At 62.2% G+C, this 19,197-nt stretch carries 13 protein-coding genes and 1 tRNA gene; 3 read left to right on the top strand and 11 right to left on the bottom strand.

Annotated features, from left to right (window positions below; genetic code table 11):
* The 8 genes from J7654_RS12995 to J7654_RS12960 all read right to left on the bottom strand — a co-directional run bounded on the left by J7654_RS12995 (position 1) and on the right by J7654_RS12960 (position 12,697).
* Positions 1 to 4,110 (bottom strand): Eco57I restriction-modification methylase domain-containing protein, encoded by a 4,110-nt coding sequence (locus J7654_RS12995; RefSeq protein ID WP_209736322.1) that lies wholly within the window; start codon positions 4,108 to 4,110, stop codon positions 1 to 3.
* Positions 4,107 to 7,226, bottom strand: a complete 3,120-nt coding sequence (gene drmD / locus J7654_RS12990; RefSeq protein WP_209736321.1) for a DISARM system SNF2-like helicase DrmD — start codon at positions 7,224 to 7,226, stop codon at positions 4,107 to 4,109. The genes J7654_RS12995 and drmD overlap by 4 nt, the downstream gene beginning before the upstream one ends.
* Entirely contained in the window at positions 7,217 to 7,615 is a 399-nt protein-coding gene (locus J7654_RS12985) for a very short patch repair endonuclease (protein WP_245195493.1), read from the bottom strand. The genes drmD and J7654_RS12985 overlap by 10 nt, the downstream gene beginning before the upstream one ends.
* 13 nt (positions 7,616 to 7,628) lie before the next feature.
* The gene (locus J7654_RS12980) at positions 7,629 to 8,726 is read right to left on the bottom strand and encodes a DNA cytosine methyltransferase (protein ID WP_245195492.1); all 1,098 of its coding nucleotides are present in this window, start codon (positions 8,724 to 8,726) and stop codon (positions 7,629 to 7,631) included.
* The gene (locus J7654_RS12975) at positions 8,719 to 8,970 is read right to left on the bottom strand and encodes a helix-turn-helix domain-containing protein (protein WP_209736318.1); all 252 of its coding nucleotides are present in this window, start codon (positions 8,968 to 8,970) and stop codon (positions 8,719 to 8,721) included. The genes J7654_RS12980 and J7654_RS12975 overlap by 8 nt, the downstream gene beginning before the upstream one ends.
* 381 nt (positions 8,971 to 9,351) lie before the next feature.
* On the bottom strand, positions 9,352 to 10,269 hold the full coding sequence (locus tag J7654_RS12970) for a plasmid partitioning protein RepB C-terminal domain-containing protein (protein ID WP_209736317.1): 918 nt from the start codon (positions 10,267 to 10,269) through the stop codon (positions 9,352 to 9,354).
* Positions 10,266 to 11,174 carry a plasmid partitioning protein RepB C-terminal domain-containing protein gene (locus J7654_RS12965; RefSeq protein ID WP_209736316.1) on the bottom strand — a complete coding sequence of 303 codons (909 nt, stop codon included), beginning with the start codon at positions 11,172 to 11,174 and terminating at the stop codon, positions 10,266 to 10,268. Before J7654_RS12965 ends, J7654_RS12970 begins: the two co-directional genes overlap by 4 nt.
* Positions 11,174 to 12,697 carry a recombinase family protein gene (locus J7654_RS12960; RefSeq protein ID WP_209736315.1) on the bottom strand — a complete coding sequence of 508 codons (1,524 nt, stop codon included), beginning with the start codon at positions 12,695 to 12,697 and terminating at the stop codon, positions 11,174 to 11,176. The genes J7654_RS12965 and J7654_RS12960 overlap by 1 nt, the downstream gene beginning before the upstream one ends.
* Positions 12,698 to 12,841: 144 nt before the next feature.
* Between J7654_RS12960 and J7654_RS12955 the strand changes: the two genes are divergently transcribed.
* Positions 12,842 to 13,276: a hypothetical protein gene (locus J7654_RS12955; RefSeq protein WP_209736314.1), complete on the top strand. Its 435-nt coding sequence runs from the start codon at positions 12,842 to 12,844 to the stop codon at positions 13,274 to 13,276.
* 651 nt (positions 13,277 to 13,927) lie between these two features.
* Here J7654_RS12955 and J7654_RS12950 read toward each other — a convergent pair.
* On the bottom strand, positions 13,928 to 15,574 hold the full coding sequence (locus J7654_RS12950) for an alpha/beta hydrolase (RefSeq protein WP_209740533.1): 1,647 nt from the start codon (positions 15,572 to 15,574) through the stop codon (positions 13,928 to 13,930).
* Positions 15,575 to 15,790: 216 nt separating this feature from the next.
* Between J7654_RS12950 and J7654_RS12945 the strand changes: the two genes are divergently transcribed.
* Positions 15,791 to 16,303: a hypothetical protein gene (locus J7654_RS12945; protein ID WP_209736313.1), complete on the top strand. Its 513-nt coding sequence runs from the start codon at positions 15,791 to 15,793 to the stop codon at positions 16,301 to 16,303.
* Between the two features lie 7 nt (positions 16,304 to 16,310).
* Here the strand turns inward: J7654_RS12945 and J7654_RS12940 are convergent, their stop codons facing one another.
* Positions 16,311 to 16,667 carry a hypothetical protein gene (locus tag J7654_RS12940; protein ID WP_342451364.1) on the bottom strand — a complete coding sequence of 119 codons (357 nt, stop codon included), beginning with the start codon at positions 16,665 to 16,667 and terminating at the stop codon, positions 16,311 to 16,313.
* A 199-nt stretch (positions 16,668 to 16,866) separates the two neighbouring features.
* Between J7654_RS12940 and J7654_RS12935 the strand changes: the two genes are divergently transcribed.
* Positions 16,867 to 16,941 (top strand) — tRNA-Asn (locus tag J7654_RS12935).
* A gap of 152 nt (positions 16,942 to 17,093) precedes the next feature.
* Here J7654_RS12935 and J7654_RS12930 read toward each other — a convergent pair.
* Entirely contained in the window at positions 17,094 to 19,031 is a 1,938-nt protein-coding gene (locus J7654_RS12930) for an FUSC family protein (protein WP_209736312.1), read from the bottom strand.
* Positions 19,032 to 19,197: the final 166 nt, after the last annotated feature.

Below are 19,197 nucleotides of genomic sequence, written 5' to 3'. Positions count from 1 at the left end.
TCAATCGTCCCCCTCAGTGGTTGTTGGAAGAATATCTTCGAGATCAAGAGTGAGTTCGGACGCCAAAGCGGCGCGAGTTCGACGCCCACGCCCTTTACTTGAACCAGACGTCACGCCGTGCAGACCTCGATCGACCTCTTCCTGGTAACGCTGCCGGTTCAGCTCGGCCAAACGACGCAGAATCTCTAGACGTGCTGGCTCTGAGATCGTGAACCGGACCCGATCATTCTCAGGTAGGTAGGGCACCTCGTGAAACCCATGCCCAAGATCCAAATCGTCCCATCCAAAAGCAGCCGCAAGTGCATGGTCAACCTCGTGCTGTATATCGCGCAGTCGGATGGTCTCGTTGGAACTGTCGGCTCGGGAGTGGTATTTGCCATAGAGCTTAGTAAGGCCGATGCCCTCGCGGGTCATAAATTCGCGGCGAGCTCCATCTAGATCGGCGCCCAAGGATTCCAAAGAATTGGTAAGCGCCGGGAAAGGGAAGGTAGCCAAAGCGTCGGTCGGTGAATATCTTAGGTCATTCTTCATTCGAGACGAATTCTGCCACGCAAATACAGCGTGAATATTTGATTGAAGAACGGAAAAAACTGCCGCTGACTCAGTGGGAAACACTACTACCTGCTCTGAAAAGACGCAGGTTGGATCAACGAATGAGAATGCGAGGGTCTTGCTGACGCGTGAGAGTCCGATGATACGTCGCGGTGGTTTATCTCTTCCACTGGTCGCAGGGCGTGCAAACCGACGACCTAATCCGAGTTCGCAGTATAATTCATACCCAAGGGCCTCGTAGTTCCACCAGCATTCCTTCACGCGCTTCTTCGCGTCGCTCACCTTGTCTCGATGCGGCTTGACGCGCTCAAGGAGCCTTGCATACGGCAACTGATATTCTCTAGCCTTCTCTTCGCTCCAATCGAAGAAGTTTATTACATAGCGCGAGGGCTTTTGCTCGGGGCTTTGATTGAGATCCTCTCCCCCCAAATACGGGAAAATAACTTCTTCATTCTTTGCATCTGCGGAAATCATTTCAGCTGCCTCTGCAGGCGAAAGTACAAATCCGATCCCATTCAACAGAGACCCGATGAAAGCCATCCTTTCGTTGGACTTAAGCCGTTTTGGGCTCCATTCCTCACCTTCGGTAAGAAACGCTGATATATGTGCCTTTGGGCGTCCAAGTAGTGTCCGCGAACCAAGCCAATTGCCCTTATGGATATGCACTCGACTTGTCACTACGGCCGCTTGCCCCGGCCAAGCTTCGTTCGGGTACGCCGCATGGATGACCGCACCTTTTTGTAGCATCCACTCTAACCCACTCTGCCGAGTATCGCCCTCGGCAATTGTATTTGTGGCCAACAAGCCAAAGCCACCATCTTCGCGGATCAGAGTCCATGCACGACGGAAAAAGTGCGATACCAGATCAGCGTTCTTGCTAGCGCCATCATGTAAATTGACCAGCCATACATTGAAAATTGGACCCATCACTGTACTTATTCGCTTACCCCCCAAGAACGGTGGATTTCCAACGAAGGCGTCGAAGCCACGTTTCTCACGAAGAAACACCTCCGGAAACTCCAGTGGCCAATTGAACGGCGTTCGTGTCGCACCTTCAGGCGCATCTTTCGACAGATCAGCCGTGGCCTCGCGCAAAAGACGATGTTTCACCGTGGCATCGCCGCTCGCGGCAGCATCGGCAAATGCAGCCAACGTCTCGATTCGTGCGGCACGTTCTCCCACTCGCTCTTCAACGAAATTGATTCCGACAAATGCATTGGCGATGATCGTCGGCAGTGCGAGTTCGCCGCGCGACTGGGCATCAAGCGCTGCCATTGCCTCGACATCGTGGATGTCGCGAATGGGAATGTCCCGCAGCCGGGCGCGCAACTCGAGTGCCTTGTCGACTGCCGACCGAATGGTTCGGCCGAACAGCCGAAGCTGAGCCTTGCCCTTCGGATTCATATCGAGCTCGACGAGCTGACCCAGATCGTGAATCCCGAAAAGACTGTCACCGCTGCGCAGGTTGTGGTCGAGAAAGCCGAAAGGCCGCCCCTTCGACATCGTGGTCAGCCACAGCGAGAGCTTGGCGAGTTCGACGGCCAGCGGATTCTTGTCCACCCCATAGAGGCAGCGCTCGGCGACGAGACGCCGCGCGAGGATCGCGCGTTCTTCGGCGTCCTGCGACAAGGGCTCGAACCCTTCGGCATCACCTTCGCCAAGGATGCGACCTTCGCTATCGATCTTCCCCCCGTTCGCTTCGATGATCGACCAAGCCTCGACCAGCCGGCCGGAAAGCCAGCGGCACGCCTGAACGAGGAACGCGCCCGATCCCATGGCGGGGTCGCAGATCTTCAGATCGAGCAGTTCCTCCGCACTCTTCAGCTCCCATTCCTCGGGCGCCTTGCCCTCTGCCGGACCACGATAGGCGACCGGCGTGAGCGTCTCCTCGACGATCTTCTCGGTGAGGCTCTTCGGCGTGTAATGCGTCCCGCTCTCACGCCGGTCGGCGCCGAGGACGACGACGAAGGCTCCGGAATGATGGACGAGCGGATAACCCCATGGGTCGGTCCGCAGGAGGGATGCGAAGGGCAGAAGGCGGTCACGCAAGTCAGGGTTGCCGCGGCAAACGGTGAGCAATCGCGCAGCAAGGCGATCGTCAGCCGCTCGCCCGAGGGCGTTTCGGATGGCGGACTCCGAGCGCTCACTCCGTTCCTTCAGCAGGTCGGCAACCCTCGCCATTCCGTCAAGCCGCGCAGACTCCAACTCGCCCAGTGTTACGCGGGGGTTCTTGGCCTTCGCGCTGCTGTCCAATTCCAGCGTCACATCCTCGACACGCTTCACCGTGCGTTCGAGGAGACCCTCGTAGACGTGACCGATCTGTTCGACGTCCAGCGCACGATAGGACAGCGTGCGGCCTTCGAAGGTCTGGATCGCCTCCAGCAGGAGCAGAACGGTTCGGTCGTCGATCGGCAACGGTTCCGCAGGGTCGCTGCGCCAGGTCGTTCCCTTCTTGCGGCCTTCGAGGAAGGGATAGCGGTCGGGATCGAACAGCGAGCCGCCGAGGGCCGGAAGGCGGAGCGTCGGATGATCGATGCCGCCATAGACCCCACGAAATAATGCGAGCAGACGAGACCATGCCGACCGGCGACGCTCGAGGATCTCTTCGGAATCCGCGCGCAACTGCATCCGCAGGCTGGAGATGGCGTAGAAAGAATCGTAGCGAGGATCGCCGAGCAGCAGCAATGCGCGCTCTTCGGCAGCCAGCAGGAAGACGAGCCGCATCATGACCGTCAGACCGGCCTCGTAGAGTTCACGCGGATCGACGTCGCGCAACAGCTCGCGATTGCGATCCTGATCTGCGCGATCCAGAGCCTGAATGAGCACTTCGACGGCCCGCCGGACCTGTTCGCCCAGCGCCTCGGTCACATCGTTCTGATGCTTGAGTGACCGTTCATAGAGTGCGGGCAGCTTTCCCTCGTCGGGTCCGAAGAAGCGACGGACGCCCAGAAGGCTGACGAAGGCACGCAATGTCTCCGGTTCTTGTCCCCAGAGACGTGCATACCAGCTGGCGAAACCCGCCACGGCCCCGACGGGCGCATGGACGAGCATCCAGCGCTCACCATTGGTGACGATGCCGATGGCGCATCCCGTCGCACGGAGCAGAGCAACCATCCGATCGGCCGGCGTGACGGCAAGACCGTCGAAACGGTGAGTCGCATCGAGATCGGTATCGGGATCGTAGATGTGAATGAGCAGGAGCGGTTCGTCGCCGTTCGTCGGATTCACCACCGCCAGATCGGGCGCGACCGTGACCCCATGCTCTGGCAGTGAGACCGTCAGGCGCTCGGGCAGAGCCCCGATGCGACGCAACACCGCGTCATCCATCTCCAGCGCCGTGGTCAGTACGTCGTCGATCCATGCCGCGTGCAGGGATGGCAAGTCGAGGTCGTCCATGTCGACGGCATCGCGCCATTCCTCATATGTTCGACGCAATCGCTGGGGGCGGCCGGAAGGAAGAGCTTCGAGACCTTGGGGAAAGACTTCCTTCAGTACGGGTACCGCCAGGAAGGGGCCCGATACTTCGATGAGATTCAGCCATTCGTGATCGGTGCTCATCCGCGCTTCTCCGTCACGAGGGCGTCCGGCACCAACAGGATGACGGCCACCGGGAAGGTGTGCTCGATGGCGTTGGAGTGCCGTTCTTCGATCGCCAGCAGTTCCTGTTCTCGTTCCTTCGGGATTCGGGCCAGACGTGCCTCGAGAGCCGCCCGGTCGCGCTTTAACTGAGTGCGCTCGTCCTCGGAGAACAGGGAAAGCTGCACGGGCTGCTGTTCTGCGGCGATTTCATTCTTCAGCGCATGCTCGAGGTCGTCCAGAACTTGACGAATATCATCGGCTTCCTTCCGCTTCCGGTTCTCTATGGTGTTCACGAGAAAGCGCAGCCGGTCCTTCGAGCGAGCTTCGACGGCGGCCAGAATGGCATCGCGCTGTTTGTCGAAGCGGGTCCGCAAAGCATCGAAGGTCGAATCCGCCAGTGCCGCCGGGCGAGATTCCTCCAGCCAGCGCCGAACCTCGGTAACCCGCTCCTCCCGCCGGAAACCGGAGTCGCGCAGATATCCCCCTGCTTCGGTGAGCTCCTCGTGCAGGCGGTGATGGTTCCCGCCGGTCACGACGAGGCGGGACATCACGACCACGGCCGGTCCCTCGATACGACCATCCGGGAGCGAGCGGACGGTGACACGATGCAGCTTCTTCACATCGTCGCGTGCCCATATCTCCGCACGCAGGAGACGAAGGCTCATTTGAACCAGGCGGTGGTTCAGGTGGACGAGAACCATATCGTCTCGTCCCTTGGCGACATCGTGGTCGAAGGTGATGGGACGAATTTTCTGGTTATAGGGGTGTTCGAGCCCCTCGAGGCACCGCGACCATGATCCCGACAAAGACGGCATGCGAAAGACGGTGCCGTCCGGCGCTCCAGACAGTGAGACTGGTTCGAGGTCGGGCTTGTCTGCAAGACGCAGAGCCGTACGCACGGCCCGTTCGATGTGATTGGGCACGAGGCTCTGCTCGCGCCGGGTCTCGTTCAGTCGCTCGTGGAGTTTGGCGACACGTTCACGCAGATCGCGCTCAGCCTTCACGAAACGGCGCGACTTCTCCATCCGAGCCTCGGCTTGTCGCGTGTCGAGATCGCGACGCCGTCCCTCGAGGAGGTCCGGTAGCTGGGGCGCAATGACCGGGTTGACGCTGCCCATGTCCGCGCGCATCGCATCCAGCTTTCGGAGCGCGCGTAGAATGTCGTCTCCGTGGCCACCCTCAGCATCCACTGGGTGCCAGATCACGACCTCGCTGGCACGTTGACCGTGGCGGTCGATACGGCCGTTCCGCTGCTCCATGACGTTGGGATTGTAAGGAATCTCGAGGTGGATCATCAGGTGGCAATGGTTCTGGAGATCGATCCCCTCCGAGGCAGCGTCGGTTGCCAACAGGATTCTCACAGGCGATTCCGAGGGATCGGCCTGAAACGCCGCCTTCACGGCCTCGCGTTCCTTCGGATCCATGCCGCCGTAGATTAGAGCCAGCCGCTCAGCCCCGAAGCCTTGGGCTGCAAGGATCTCGTGCATCCATTGCTGTGTAGCGCGGTATTCGGTGAACAGGATCACCCGCTCGTTCGTCCACCGTTCCCCGTCCTTCAGATGCTTGGCCAGCCAGCCCAGCAAGGCACTAGCCTTGGCGTCCGTTCGACGGGCCGCCTGCTGAGCCCATGAGCGTAACCGATCGAGCATCCGACGTTCTTCGTCGGTCGGCGGCCGGATGTGCTTTCCGGCTTCCTCGATCGCTTCTGCCTCGGCGTCGTCTCGCTGGGCGTCGTCCGCGTAGTCCTCTTCTGTCTTCGCTATAGCCCGCCGGAGGATACGATCATCGAATTTCTTCTGGCCGCGCTCACTCGACGCCCGACCTTCGGTCGTTGAGATATGCCGCTCCAGCGTGGCTGCGAATGCCGCGGGAGACGAAGAGAGGCGCTTGCGTAGCAATTGGTGCACGAAATGATCGACCGCACGCCTGCCATCATCTCCGCTCTCGCGGCTTTTGATGTATGCTTCGAGTTGCCGCCGAACGTCCCTCTCTTCCTCCGAATACTCGATCGGCAGTGCTTCGAGCCGCCTCTCGGGATAGATGCGCTTGCCGTTCGCATCGACGAGATCGCTCTTGAGGCGGCGAACCATCACCCGGGCGAGCTGCGGGTCGCTGGGTAGAACGTTTCTTGCAAACCGTTGGTCGTCGAGGAGTTCGAGCAACGCGGTGAAGGACTCCGTATAGCCGTCGTGCGGCGTAGCCGTGAGGAACAGCTTGTGCTGGAAGTGTGGTGCAGCGAGACGCACCAACCGTGTCCGAAGACTCTCGACTGCATACCGGCCGACGGTCGGGGCGACGTTGTGGGCCTCGTCGATGATCAGCAGGTCGAATTTTCGAGGATGACTTACGTGCGGCGGCAGAGCATCGCGCAGGAGACGCAGGCCTTCACCCTGCTTGGCCCAGTCCATCGATGTTATGAGTCTGGGAAAGGACGTCCACGGATTGGCATGCAGGCCCCGCTCCCGGCGCAAACGCTTGACGTATTCTGTATCGACGATCCGGAACTCGAGCCCGAACTTCTCCTGCATTTCGATGCGCCACTTTTCCTGCAGAGAGGCCGGGCAAAGCACGAGAACGGTGCGGGCTCGATGACGCAAGAGCATCTCTTGGACGACGAGCCCGGCCTCGATGGTCTTTCCGAGGCCGACGTCATCGGCGATCAGCAAATTGGTGCGCGCCATGTCGATGGCGCGCACCAACGGGTCCAATTGGAAGTCTTCGATGCTGACGCCACTGCGGAATGGCGCCTGCAGATAGCCCCGATCTGCATTCGTAGCGGCACCCCAAAGGACTGCATCGAGGAACGCCTGAAGTGTCGAGGGGTCGTCCAGGCCAGTCATTCGGGGCAATCCGGCCCGCTCGATTACATGCGCGCCGGGTTCGAGTTCCCAAAGCACCTCGATCTCCTCGCCGAGCGCATCCTCATCAATGGAAGCAAGTCGAACCAGATGTCGCTGGGGGAACCCGGGCGCGACCGTGCCGCCGTCGACCTCGGAAACGATCCATTGGCGGCGGCGAGCCTCGACCAACTGGCCCGGCTCAGGGGCGGTATTGTGAGCGATTTTGGCTGCGATCTCATCTACATTCATCGACATGGGCCGCCCCCATCCTTCCTGCGTGCGCCGACGAGCTCAGCGATGCGAGCCGCGGCATCGCTGGCATCTTCGTGTTCCCAAATCCGCACGATCGTCCAACCAAGTGCGTTCAGCCGCAGATCGGTATCGGCATCCCTGGCGCGATTGGTTTCAATCTTTTCACGCCAGAACTCGGCGTTGCTCTTCGGCCAAGAGGCATGCTCGGGACAACCATGCCAGAAGCAACCGTCGACGAAGACGGCGATCCGAACACTGGGGAAGACGATATCGGCGACGCGTCTGGGCTTCGTCAGCAACGGCACGTGCAGGCGATATCTCAGACCCTTGGAATGCAGCACCCTGCGCAGGTCGATCTCTGCCTGCGTGCCCTTTTGCCGGACGCGAGCCATCCGACGGCTGGCTTCATGCGACGAGGGACTTACGCGCGACATCCGCGACGGCTCCCTTCTTTTTTCTTTTCGTCCTCTCGGCTTCGATCCCGAGATGGGTCGCGATACTCTTGCCTATCACTTCGCCGAGAGTGACCGGTACCGCGTTCCCGATCATGCGACCCAACGCCTTGAAATGAACGGGAGCCCCTTTCGGAATGAAGGAATAGGACTTGGGAAATCCCTGAAGGATCGCCCCTTCACGCAACGAGATGGCTCGATCTTGTTCGGGGTGTCCGAACCGGCCGTTCCCGAAGCCGTAGAATTGTGTGGTCAGGGTTGGCGCCGGTTCGTCCCATACCATTCGTCCGTAGACCCCCGGATAGGTATGGCCCGTTTCACGGCGATGGCAGGCGGCGACGAGATGGTCCGGCCAGTCTCGCCAAGTGCCACCTGGACGAGAGGCACGGATTCTTTCGAGGTTCAGATCGGAGAGCTTGGATGCCGCATGCAGCCGGTCCTTTGGATGGGCACCACCCTGATCGATTATCGCAAGTCGTCCGATCGCCGAGCGAACGGTGACTGGGCGATCATGTGTCGGCGCGACCAATTCAATGGGACCGAGCCGGGAGGCCAAGAGCACCATGCGTCTCCGGCTTTGCGGTAGCCCGTACAGAGAGCAATCGACCACCCCTTGCTTGACGTGGTACCCCATCTTCTGCAGCGTTTCGACGAAGTCGTCGAAGACCGCATGCTTGGCCACGGACGGGACATTCTCCATCGTGACCAAGTCGGGGTGCGTCGCTTTGATCAGGCGGCCGAACTGGTAGAGCAAACCCCAACGGGGGCTACCAACGACATCGTAACGCTGGGCATAGGTCGAGAATGGCTGGCAGGGCGCGCACCCGGCGAGCACGCGGAATTCAGCATCACCGAACAACTCGTCGAGACGCTTGGGAGTCAGACGCCCCACATCCTCATTGATGAATTTCGCCGCGTTATTGGCTTCAAAGGGGTGACGGCATGCCTCATCGACGTCTATGCCCGCAACGACCTTGATGCCTTCAGAAATCAACCCATGCGTAAGGCCGCCGGCCCCGCAGAAAAGGTCGACGCACGCAATATCAGCCATCCGCTTTCCCTCTTTCCGCATGCTTCTCCCTCTGTGAAGCAGGCCCCGATGTTTCTGCTTCTCTGTAATCGTCCGATGCTTTTCCGTTCCTTACCCAGTCATCGACTTCGCCAGTTTTGAACTTCCAAAGTCGCCCGACCTTATGAGCAGGCATCTCTCTCTTACTTATCCATCCGTAGATCGTGTCTTTGCTGACGCCGAGATGTTCAGCAATTTCTTCTACAGAAACCCAGCGGTCGGACATGATACGGCCCTCGAGAGGTCAGCCTTCTCCAAGTTCTCACTATCTCATCCGACTCAGCAGGAGTAAACGGGTTCAAGGCGGGTTTCGTCCGATTTGGTGGTATTTGACCGCGCCTGGGCGGAGATGATCGCGATGGCACCATTCATGAGCAGGCGCTTGGGCGTGCCGGGAAGTCCATCGACGCTCGACCGGCACGCCCATCCCGCGTCATGACCGGCACCACGCCAGCCACGCGGCCGGCGAAAACTCGAGCCGGCCTGGTGGGCTCCGAGCGGGTTCGCCGCCATCCCCACCACCACGCTCGATCCGCCCCACAGTGCGGCGTCTCCCGCGGTCCCCGCGCTTATCGGGTCCGGGTCCCCATCGGTCGTCGCGATCCTGTCAGGCTGCCTCCGGCGGCAGCGTGGATGTCATCTCGGCGATCGCCTGGAACTCGGGCAGGAATTCGGGACGATGCTGCATGAGGTAGCGAACCACGCGGGCGTTCCCGAGCAACTTCGCCAGGTAGCCCTTGACGACGGTCAGATGCAGGTGGTCTTGACCGTAGGTCTCCTGAATGGAGGTGATCGACTCCTGTAGACGGGCCAGCTCGCTCTCCATCCGGGCCATGGCTTCGGGCGTGATGCCCTTGATGCGCTTGGGTTTTGAGCCTTCCGCGAGCTGCGTCTGCGGGGTGCCGGCCAGGATCGCCGAGGCATAGGCGACCGAGTAATTGTTGGCGTTGACCAGCAGTTCGGCGGCCTCGAGCTGGCGCAGCGGCTTCAATTTCCGGAGGATCTCGAACACGGCCATCGGACAGGGCTTGTCCTTGAGGATGGCGACCGTCTCGTCGCAGATCCCGTTCAGCATGCGAACCTTGCGACGTACGCTCTGAGGATTGATGTCCAGCGCCTTGGCGATCTTTTCTTCCGGAACGCCGCGCTCGATGGCGCGCCGGATCATCTTGTGCTCCTGAACCGGCGACAAGCGGCTGATCCGCTTGTTGTAGGTGAAGGCTTCATCGTCGGTGGAGACCAGGCACTCGACCCGTTCGATGCCGAGATCCTTCAGCACCTCGATGCGAACATGGCCATCCAGCAGCAAGAAGGTGCCCGGATTGGCAGGATCGCGGGCCACCACGGGCGGCTCTACGAGGCCGACCTCTCGGATCGAGGCGGTGATCTGCTGGTATTTCTTGCTGGATTTCGTAGCCGTCCGGAGCACCCTCACGGGGAGAAGGGCATCTACGGCCAAGGTCACGCAGTCGTCTTCAAAGGCATGGGCGACGACATCGGAAAGGCGGCGATCTTTCCGTGTCATGGATCCGTCCTCGCGTGTTCCTCCAGATAGGTGGGCATCACCTCGAGGCTTTCGGCACGCAGCAGCGTCAGGAAGTTCTCGTCGCTCCGCAGCGAGCGGAACGCCTCCGTGACAAACAGAAGCCGGCCTTGGGTCAGCTCCGCCTTCTTGATCATCAGCTTCTGGCGATCAGCTTCCTGACGATAGGCCCGCACGAGCGCATCGCTGGTCAGGGGACGCCCGGAGCGGTTCACCTTGCGGCCGAAGGGCGTTTCATCGACGCGCCGCCCATGGCGCTGGCGTCGTTCGAGCAGGCGCCGCACGGCCGCGAACTTCTTCCCGCGCAGCTTCTTCTCCGTATAGGCATCCATGAGCGCGCGCTGGGCACCTTCGTCGTCCGCTCTGGAGATTTCGATCGCGAGGTTCAGCGGCATGAGGCCGGTCTCGACCGCAGAGACGAGCCGCTGCTCGCCTCGCTCCAGCAGGCCGGCGATCATGTTGACGTATTCGGGGCTGACCCCGATCTTGTCGGCGATTTCGCGGTCGTTGTAGCCGCGCTTACGGAGGGTGCCGATTTCCTGCATCAGATCGATCGCGCGATGCTGGCGCCTGGCGCAATTCTCGACGAGGCTCATGACGAGGCAATCGCTCTCGTCGGCATCGATCACGATGGCGGGGATGGCGTCCTGCTTCAGTTCGATGAAGGCTTCGAGCCGCCCCTGGCCGCAGACGAGGTCGTATTCCGCAGGCTCCGTGTCCGAGCGCCGGGTCACGGTGATCGGGCGCTTGAGGCCGATCCGCGCGATGCTCTCGACCATTTCCTCGAACGTTCGCCGGTTGCGCACACGCGGATTGAGGATACGGATCCTGTCGGTCGGGATGAGGGTCACATGCTTGTGGTCGTCGGTCGGGATGTCTTCGGGCATCAGGCCACCTCCGAGAATCTGGCCCTGCCGGCCATTGAGAAGAAGAAATCGAGCGTGTCGAAGCGATAGGCATCGAGAGACAGGCCGTTCTGCTCGGCGAGCCGAAGCCGATCCGCGGTCATGTCGATGCTCGGGAGGACGTAATAGTCGCGTGGCGCCGCGTTCAGCTCGTCCATGCGTATGGCGATGGTGATGTCCGGCAAGAGTCCCGTGTCGAGGCGGATGCGCCAGCGCAACGAGCCTGCCGCGGTCTCGAAGCATCGCGACAGCACGACCGATACCGTGAATTCGCCATTGACGGTCAGAAGCTCGGTCCGGGGGTCCTGAACGGCGCTGCCACCGGCGTTCTCGATCCCGGCGATGACACCCGCGACGATCTGCGGATATGCCTCGCGGAGCTTGCGGTTGATCTCGATGTATCGGTAGTCCCGGTCGGGCTGATAGCCGACCATCTCATAGGCGCGGAGCAGGCTGCCGAACCGGGACCGAAACGCGCTCGATGACGGCGTGTCCTCGTGCTCGTCGATGACCAGCCCGGAAAGGAAGCCCTTGCTGGCAAGCAGCGCCCGGAGTGCGTCCAGCAGGTCCTGGTCGGAAAGATGGCGGCTGCGCGCATCGACGATTTCCCGAGCGCGCAGGAACAGTGCCTCATCGACGATGGCCGGATAGGCGCCCTCGGCGCGGATCCACATCTCGCGCGGGTTCACCACCCGGCGCTGCTTCAGCTTGAAGGAAATCTTGTTGAAGACGTTGTTGCCGATGTATTTCTCGTTGGTCAGCACCTGATGGACCGTCGCCCGCGTCCACGGCCGTTCGAGATCGGTACGCAGTCCTTCGGCGTTCAGGACGTCCGCGATCTCCCGCTCGGATCGGCCCTCTTCGACGAACATGCGATAAATGCGCCGGACGACGTCCTGTTCGTCCTCGGGACCGGGGACGAGAATGACCCTGTCGGTCTGAAGGCTCTTCTGCTCGCCGCGCAACAGTTCGCCCTTGGGATTGCCGTGCTCGTCGATCAGCACCCGGCGCAATCCGTATCCGGGCGCTCCGCCCTGGCGAAAACCGAGTTCGACGAGGCGGCACTGGCCAGCGAAGACCTTCACCGAGAGTTCGCGGCTGTATTCGCCCGCCATGACCCGCTTGACGGTCTTCAGCAGGTTCGAGCCGATGCTGCCATCATTCTCGAATTGCTCGCCGCAGTAATGGACGCGAATGCCGGCGCGCGAGCAGACATGCTCATGGTAGGCGCCTTCGTCGGCATCCTGAAACCGGCCCCAGCGGCTGACGTCATAGACGAGGATCGCCTTGAAGTCGGCTTGCCCGGATTCGACCTCTGCCATCAAGTTCTGGATCGCCTCGCGACCGTCGAGGCGTAGCCCGCTCCGACCGGAATCCTCGAAGACGCGCAGGATCTGAAGACCGCGGGCCGAGGCATACTTGCGGATGACGTCGAGCTGGTTCTCGGTCGAGTATTTCTGATGGTCGGTCGACATCCGGACATAGGCGACCGCAGGCACATCCATCTCGGGCGGCCCGTCGCTCCTATCCGAATTGGTCGTCCAACGACCGCCCAAGCACGCATCTCCTCGTCATTCCAAGCAAATTCGTCCAGTCCGCGCGGAGCTGCGGCTGAATCCCCGTGTCCATGTAACGCGAGGGAGTCTGGAATGTCGTTTCCGAAAAAGGGCAAGTTCTTTCCGAAAGATAATGGGTATACTGGGAATGGTCGGCACGAGCCGAACAACTGGTTCGCCGCTGAGATCGCATCGACCCTGAAGCGATCACTCGGAGACAGCCGGGCGGGGGCGAAGATCGTTGCCTCATGGACCGGCGCCAACGAGAAGACGGTGAAGAACTGGTTCGCCGGCAGATACGGACCGAGCGGAGAGCATCTGGTCGCTCTGGCGCGACACTCCGACGAGGTGCTGGGGGTGTTCCTCGCAATGGCCGGGCGCGAGGAACTGATGGTGGCTGTGAAGCTCGTGGCCGCAGAGCAGGCGATCGAGGAGCTACTGGCGGCGGTCCGTCGGCTGACGGTCGATGATGAAACCGACGACAGCGAAGCACCGCCTGATGCGGCGGATTTTACCGTCCGCCAGTGACGCGCAGGATTTCGCGACGCTCCCGTGTCATTCGACTTGGCACGGGAGAGAGTTGGGTGCCTGAGTCAGCCGCTCCGCCACTTCGGTATAAAACCGGGAACGCCGATTCCCGCCGATTTCGATCCTTCAGCCGCCACAAGCGTCCTCAAGAGGGTACCTTCGCTGCCTTAACGCACGTATCTGCGATGGTCTCGGCGACCCCGTTGGCGGATCGGTCTCGGCATGAGGAGCCAAAAGGTACTCGTCGGCGAAGGCGGGTCGCGGTGACGATCGCCAACAATGCGATGGCCACCAGAAGAATGCCGCTTGACGATTCGCTATCCAGAAAATGTCGAAGGTTGGAATCGATCCGCCCCCTGTAAGGCGAAGCCGTGGGGTGATTGGGCGACATGCGCCTGCGCACCTCGAAACGGGTTTCGTTCGTTCTCAGTTGCGGTGTAAAAGCGCGAGACGCACGCAGCACACGCCATTTGATTCCCAAGAGGCCGAACGGGATGCGTTTCCATGAGAATCGCACGGGCCGGAAAGCGCCTCGGCTGCGTTGCCAGACTCCTCCCTCCTGTCGAAGCCGATGATGGGGCGGCTCAGTCAAGTACCTGCCCGCTCTCGAGGATGATCGGGCCTGTCGCCCCCCACGGAGACATGCCCCTCTCAGAAGCGATCCGCAAGAAACTCCTTGAGACGGGCCAGGGTCGAGGTGTCCAGCGTAGGCGGTTGGGTGATGGCGACCCATGCGTCGATATAGTGCTCCGGCGCATAGACGTGCCCGTATCCGATGGGGGTCGTCGTGGCCACGGCCATGTCGAGCGCAAGCTGCAGCATCGTGACAACGGGAAACCAGGTCAGTGAGGCGGAGACATCCGGGCCGCGCGGCGCGCGCATCCAGGCCGGTTCGCGATAGAGCGAATGGGGATCGAAAAAGGTGACTGGATCGCTGGCATATTGCAGATAGCCGATCCGCATCGGCCCCCAGACGGTGCCGTCGTCGCTCAAGCCGCTCGTCTGGTTGGCGAAACGAACGATCGAGCCATCCCTGAACCTTGGCAGCCAGGCTGGAGAGTCCGGCTGCCGCTCGGCCGTGAACTGTCGCCAGCGCTGGCTGGAGAAAGGCGGACCGCTCCACAGGGCGCCGTGGAATGGATCGGCGATCACGTCGTAAAGGTCCGAGGAAAGCTCCGAGTTCATCGCGCCGAGACTCAGGCCGTGGAGATAGAGCCGTGGCCTCGTTTCAGCCGGCAGCGTGGTCCAATGGGCGTAGACCTTGCTGAAAAGCGCCCTCCCCGCCTCGCCCCCATAACCCGGTTCTACAAGAAGCGAGAGCCAGCTCGTCAGGTAGGAATATTGCAGGGCTACGGAGGCGACATCGCCTCGGTGCAGATATTCCAGCGTATCGAGGGCGGCCGGATCTATCCAGCCGGTCCCCGTGGGAACCACAACCACCAGGATCGAGCGATCGAAGGCGCCGACGCGCAGCATCTCCTCCAGCGCGAGGGCTGCCCGCTCCTCGGCATTTTCACGCGAGTTCAAGCCTACATAGACCCGCAGGGGCTCGAGGGCCGGACTGCCGAAGAAGCGCCCAATCTCCTCGGCCGTCGGACCGGAGGTCACGAATTCGCGGCCCCTCAGGCCCAATAGCTCCCAGTCAATCAGAGACGAAGCGCTGCCGGTCTTCATCGCATCCGCCGGCTGCTGCATCTGCGGGTCGATGCGCTGGTCCAGTTCCTGGAAGGAGCTGTCCGCCACCCGCAGCAGCGTCTCGAAGAAGACGCCGTTGATGACCGACCAGAACAGGATCGCCGTCAGCGCCAGCCCCACCACCTTCGAAATCCGCCTTGGTACATGCCGATTCAGCCGCCAGGACAAGAAACGGTGCACGCGACGGAACAGGCTGACGAGCGCTGTCAGCAAGGCGAAGACGGCGGCGGCGATCGTTGTCACCATCAAAGGATAGGCGGTTTCCACCGCATCCAGTCCCATCAGCGAGCGAACCGAATTCTGCCATTCGGCCGCCCTCCATGCGAAAACGGCGACGGTCACGACACAGATGACGCCTGCCGTCAGCTTCATGATGCGATCGGCCCGCGCTGAAGGGAGCGGGATCTCCAGATAGGCCCAGAGCCAGCGCGCCGCGACCCCGATTCCATAACCAGTGGCGAACGAAGCGCCGCCGAGGACGCCCTGCATCAGATAGGTGCGTGGCAGAAGGCTGGGTGTAAGGGATGCGGCGAAAAACAGCGTTCCGAGGAGCAGGCCCGGCGTCGAGAAGGCCCCTCGAACCTTGCGGTAGAACTCATGCATGGCTTCACGATCCGAAGCGTGGCGGACCGATCTCCGCAATATCGCGGGATCATCACCATCCGCCGGAGGGGTTGTAAAGCGATGTCGAGTTCGCGGTGCCTGGATATGGCGCGGGACGACATCCAGCATGGCGGACCTGGGGTGATCCCGTGACCGACCACCTACCCGTTCGCAAGCTGGCGGCCTCGTAGAGCCAGCCGTCAGACGGAAGCAAAAATGCGCATTGCATTGCCATCTTCGATGGCTATCTCACCCCCGCAATTGGAATTCGGGATACCGCTCGTGACGAGCCGAAATACGCATGTCGACAGTGATTTCAGGTCGTTCCTTCTGGAATATGCCGATTCCGGCGTCTTCGAGAGGCGATCCGAGGAAGCGAGGATCATCAGGATCGTTGCACGCCATGGGCTGACAGGGCTCACCTTCGCGCAGAGGGAAATCTGGTATGCGCGTATCTTGTCGACCGTGAGCAAGCCGATGTCGGAGCAGATCGCCATCAGCATGATCGTGCGCAATGGTGGCCGCGTTCCGCGTCGGATCGACAGCGCGAGCCTGACCGACGACTCGCATCCCTTCGCCCTGGCACAGGACATCGACATAGACCGGGAGCTTGCCGGGCATGATCGCTCCGGCACCGAACCGCTGGTGCGGATTGCAAGGGCGTTGCGCGCGAAGTCCGGGCTTTCCGACGGTCCACCTTTAGGCTCTCGCTCCCCGCAGGGAGACTGAGCCCGCCTCAGGAGTGCGGCGCGCGAACGCGTTCTCGCTCGGGCTCCGGCACATTCTGAGCCTGCTGCGAGGCCGCCTCCCGCAGCCCCTCCTTCACGCGCCCTCGCCGCCCCCATTTGACGGAGAACCGACGGCGCCAGCGACGCACGAGGACGAAATCGATCGACAGGATCAGGAGCCCGAGCGGGAGCATCCAGACACCAAGCACCGGCAGGAAGCTGAAGATCCCGCCCAGGACGAACGCGATGCCGAGCCCGACTCGCGCAAGCCGGGAGGCAGGTAGCTTCACCCTGCGCCCGAACACCTCGATCGCGTTGCCTTTCAAGCGCATGAAGCTCTTCCGGTCGCGCGTATTGTCCTGCATCGCTTCCTCAAGTCGCAGCCTCTTCGAGACGGGCAGCGCGTTTCATGGAGATGAGTTCCTCATATGGGATAGGGAAAGCGAATAAACGCGCGGAAATGCGTCGGAGCGGAAAGTTTCATTTTCGACCGGCCCCCGCTTGGCAATGCAGAGGCGTCTTGCTATAGGCACCGTCGCTGGTCGCTGATGGTGGCCAAGGCGTTCCCCGGTAGCTCAGTGGTAGAGCACTCGACTGTTAATCGATCGGTCGCTGGTTCGAATCCGGCCCGGGGAGCCATTCTTCTTCCTGCCCATTACCGGCGGCCTGTGGTCGCACGTGTTTTCTTGGCGACTGCGGCCGAATCGGTCGCATTTTTGGTCACAGTCGAGCCGGATCAATTCGCCAGTCGGCCGCCGAGCAGACTTCGGGCTGAATCGCGTGCGGCGGACCTATGCCGGTCGCGCGGGGCCGTGCGAGCTGAAGATCCTCGCATGGTCGATCAACTCGCCAGCCATGAGATGAGCGAGGTTCGCGACGCGGTCCACCCTTTCGGTTGCCGGTTCGGTGCTTGCTGCCATGATGTTGCGGCCGCGCGCAACCGGGTCCTCGATCGGGCCAGCCAGTGTGCGAAGGCAATTCTCGGCCAGCGCCCTGCTGGTGGCCGAGGCCCCTTCTTCCCGGATGATCTGTCCCAGGCGCAGGGAGATATGGCCGAGCGACAGGGCGGCGACCGCATCGCCGACCGTTCCAGTGTCCGCCCGCGCGCGCAGCACCATTTCCAGCACGATATGGCGCAGCCGCGCCAGATGGCGCTCGGCCCAGGGCGTTCCGGCGCGCCGGCTGATGAAGGCGATCTCCCGTCTGATCGCGGCCTCGAGATGACGGCGACGACGGCCGGCGTCCATAGGCACCAGCCAGCGGTAGAAAGCATCGCTGATGGCGACGCCGGCGATCAGCATGGCAGCGCCGAAGACCACGGCCTGCGGCGAGGATAGCAACATGTCCACCGGCCGGCTCAACACCGCGAAAAACATGTTGAAGGTCAGTCCAGCAAAGATCGTCGTCCGGCTCGCCTGCAGGGCGGATGCAACGAAGAAGAGCGGCAGGGCCAGCAAGAGCGAAACCCAGGGAACCTCAACGACCGGCACGACACCCAGGCGCCAGGCAACCGCCGCCATCGCGGCCAGCGCCCCTCCGATCAAGCCCTGGCGCACGAGGGGCAGAGGCTCATCCAACGTGGCGAAGAGCACGGTGAAGATCGAGGCGCCGAGCACTATGAAGCGCCCGGCCTCCCAACCGGTCGCGATCCAGACGCCGCCCGACAAAGCGATGATGAGGAAGCCGCGCAACATGGCCCGGCCCAGCCCGGCCATGTCCGGGCGTGGATGAAGGCGCGCAGTGGAGCCGCGGGTGGACGATTCTGAAAGCGCCTGCCGGCTTTGCGAAACCTCATGAAGCTCGGCTGCGAAGGCGCCGAGCATCGGGGCAAGGCGCGCATGGGCGGCCGCGATCCGCTCCGCCGTGGCCACGATGGGCAGCGGGTCGAAGGCCTCGGCTTCTTCCAGCCGCTTCGCTGCCCGTTCCAGTTCGTCCTGTAACCCGGCGAGATCTGCTCGCGCGTGCTCCGCATCGCCTTCCGATGCCTTGCGGATCATCCGGGCCACCACGACCAGATCGAGCAGCCCCGCGAACAGGGCGTTGAGCGGCCGCAGCCCTCGGCGGGCCGTTAGCGATCCGGCGGCGGCATCCTCCGCCCCAGCCGAGATCGCGGCGAGCGCCGAGAGGAAACCGGCCTCCCGCGCCACCAGTTCCGCCTGCCGCTGCCTCAGTGCCAGCGCGATCAGGCGCAGACCGTCGGCAAGGACACGATCCGAGCGCGCCCGAAGGCGCTCGGCCCGCATACGCGGCTGCAGCAGGAAGCCGACCGAGAGAGACGCGCCGATGCCGATCACCGTGTCTCCCAGCCGGGCAAGCGCGAAGGCCGAAGGGTCGATCCCGGTCCCGGCCGTCAAGGTCACGATCACGCTGGCGGTCAAGCCCGCCAAGGCCGCGCCGTAGGCGCGCTGATGCCGCATGGCGCTTGACAGGCCGCAGCAGAACGCCAGCCACAGGGCGAGCCCCGCCAGTTCGAAATGAAGGCTTCCCGCCTGTGCGATCGCAAGCCCGGCCACGGCGCCCAGAAGCGTTCCAGCCAGTTGCGCCGCGCTTCTTTCCAGCAGCAATCCGCGCGGTGGCTGCCCGATCATCCACGTGGCCATGGCGGCCCACCAAGGGTTCTGCAGCTCCAGCGCCGTCGCGATCGCCATCGCGATCATCGCGGCGAGGGTCAATCGATAGGCCGTGCCTCGCACATGCGGGTCGCGAAGCGCACCGGTCAGGTATTCCATGGGGCGTATCCCGAAAGCCAGCGTCCGTCCCATGCGGGGCGGGCGGGGTCGATTGCGAAAAGGGACCGGCCGTTTATGTTCAGAACCCACCTGTGGAGTAAATAGCGCTGTCGCACTTCTGGGCGGCCCCTCGGGGCTGGCGCTGGCGCCGCTGTCGCGTTTGCCT

It is taken from the genome of Aureimonas populi (assembly GCF_017815515.1).
In the GTDB taxonomy this organism is placed as follows: Bacteria; Pseudomonadota; Alphaproteobacteria; order Rhizobiales; family Rhizobiaceae; genus Aureimonas; species Aureimonas populi.
This window is presented reverse-complemented; position numbering and strand designations above follow the sequence as displayed.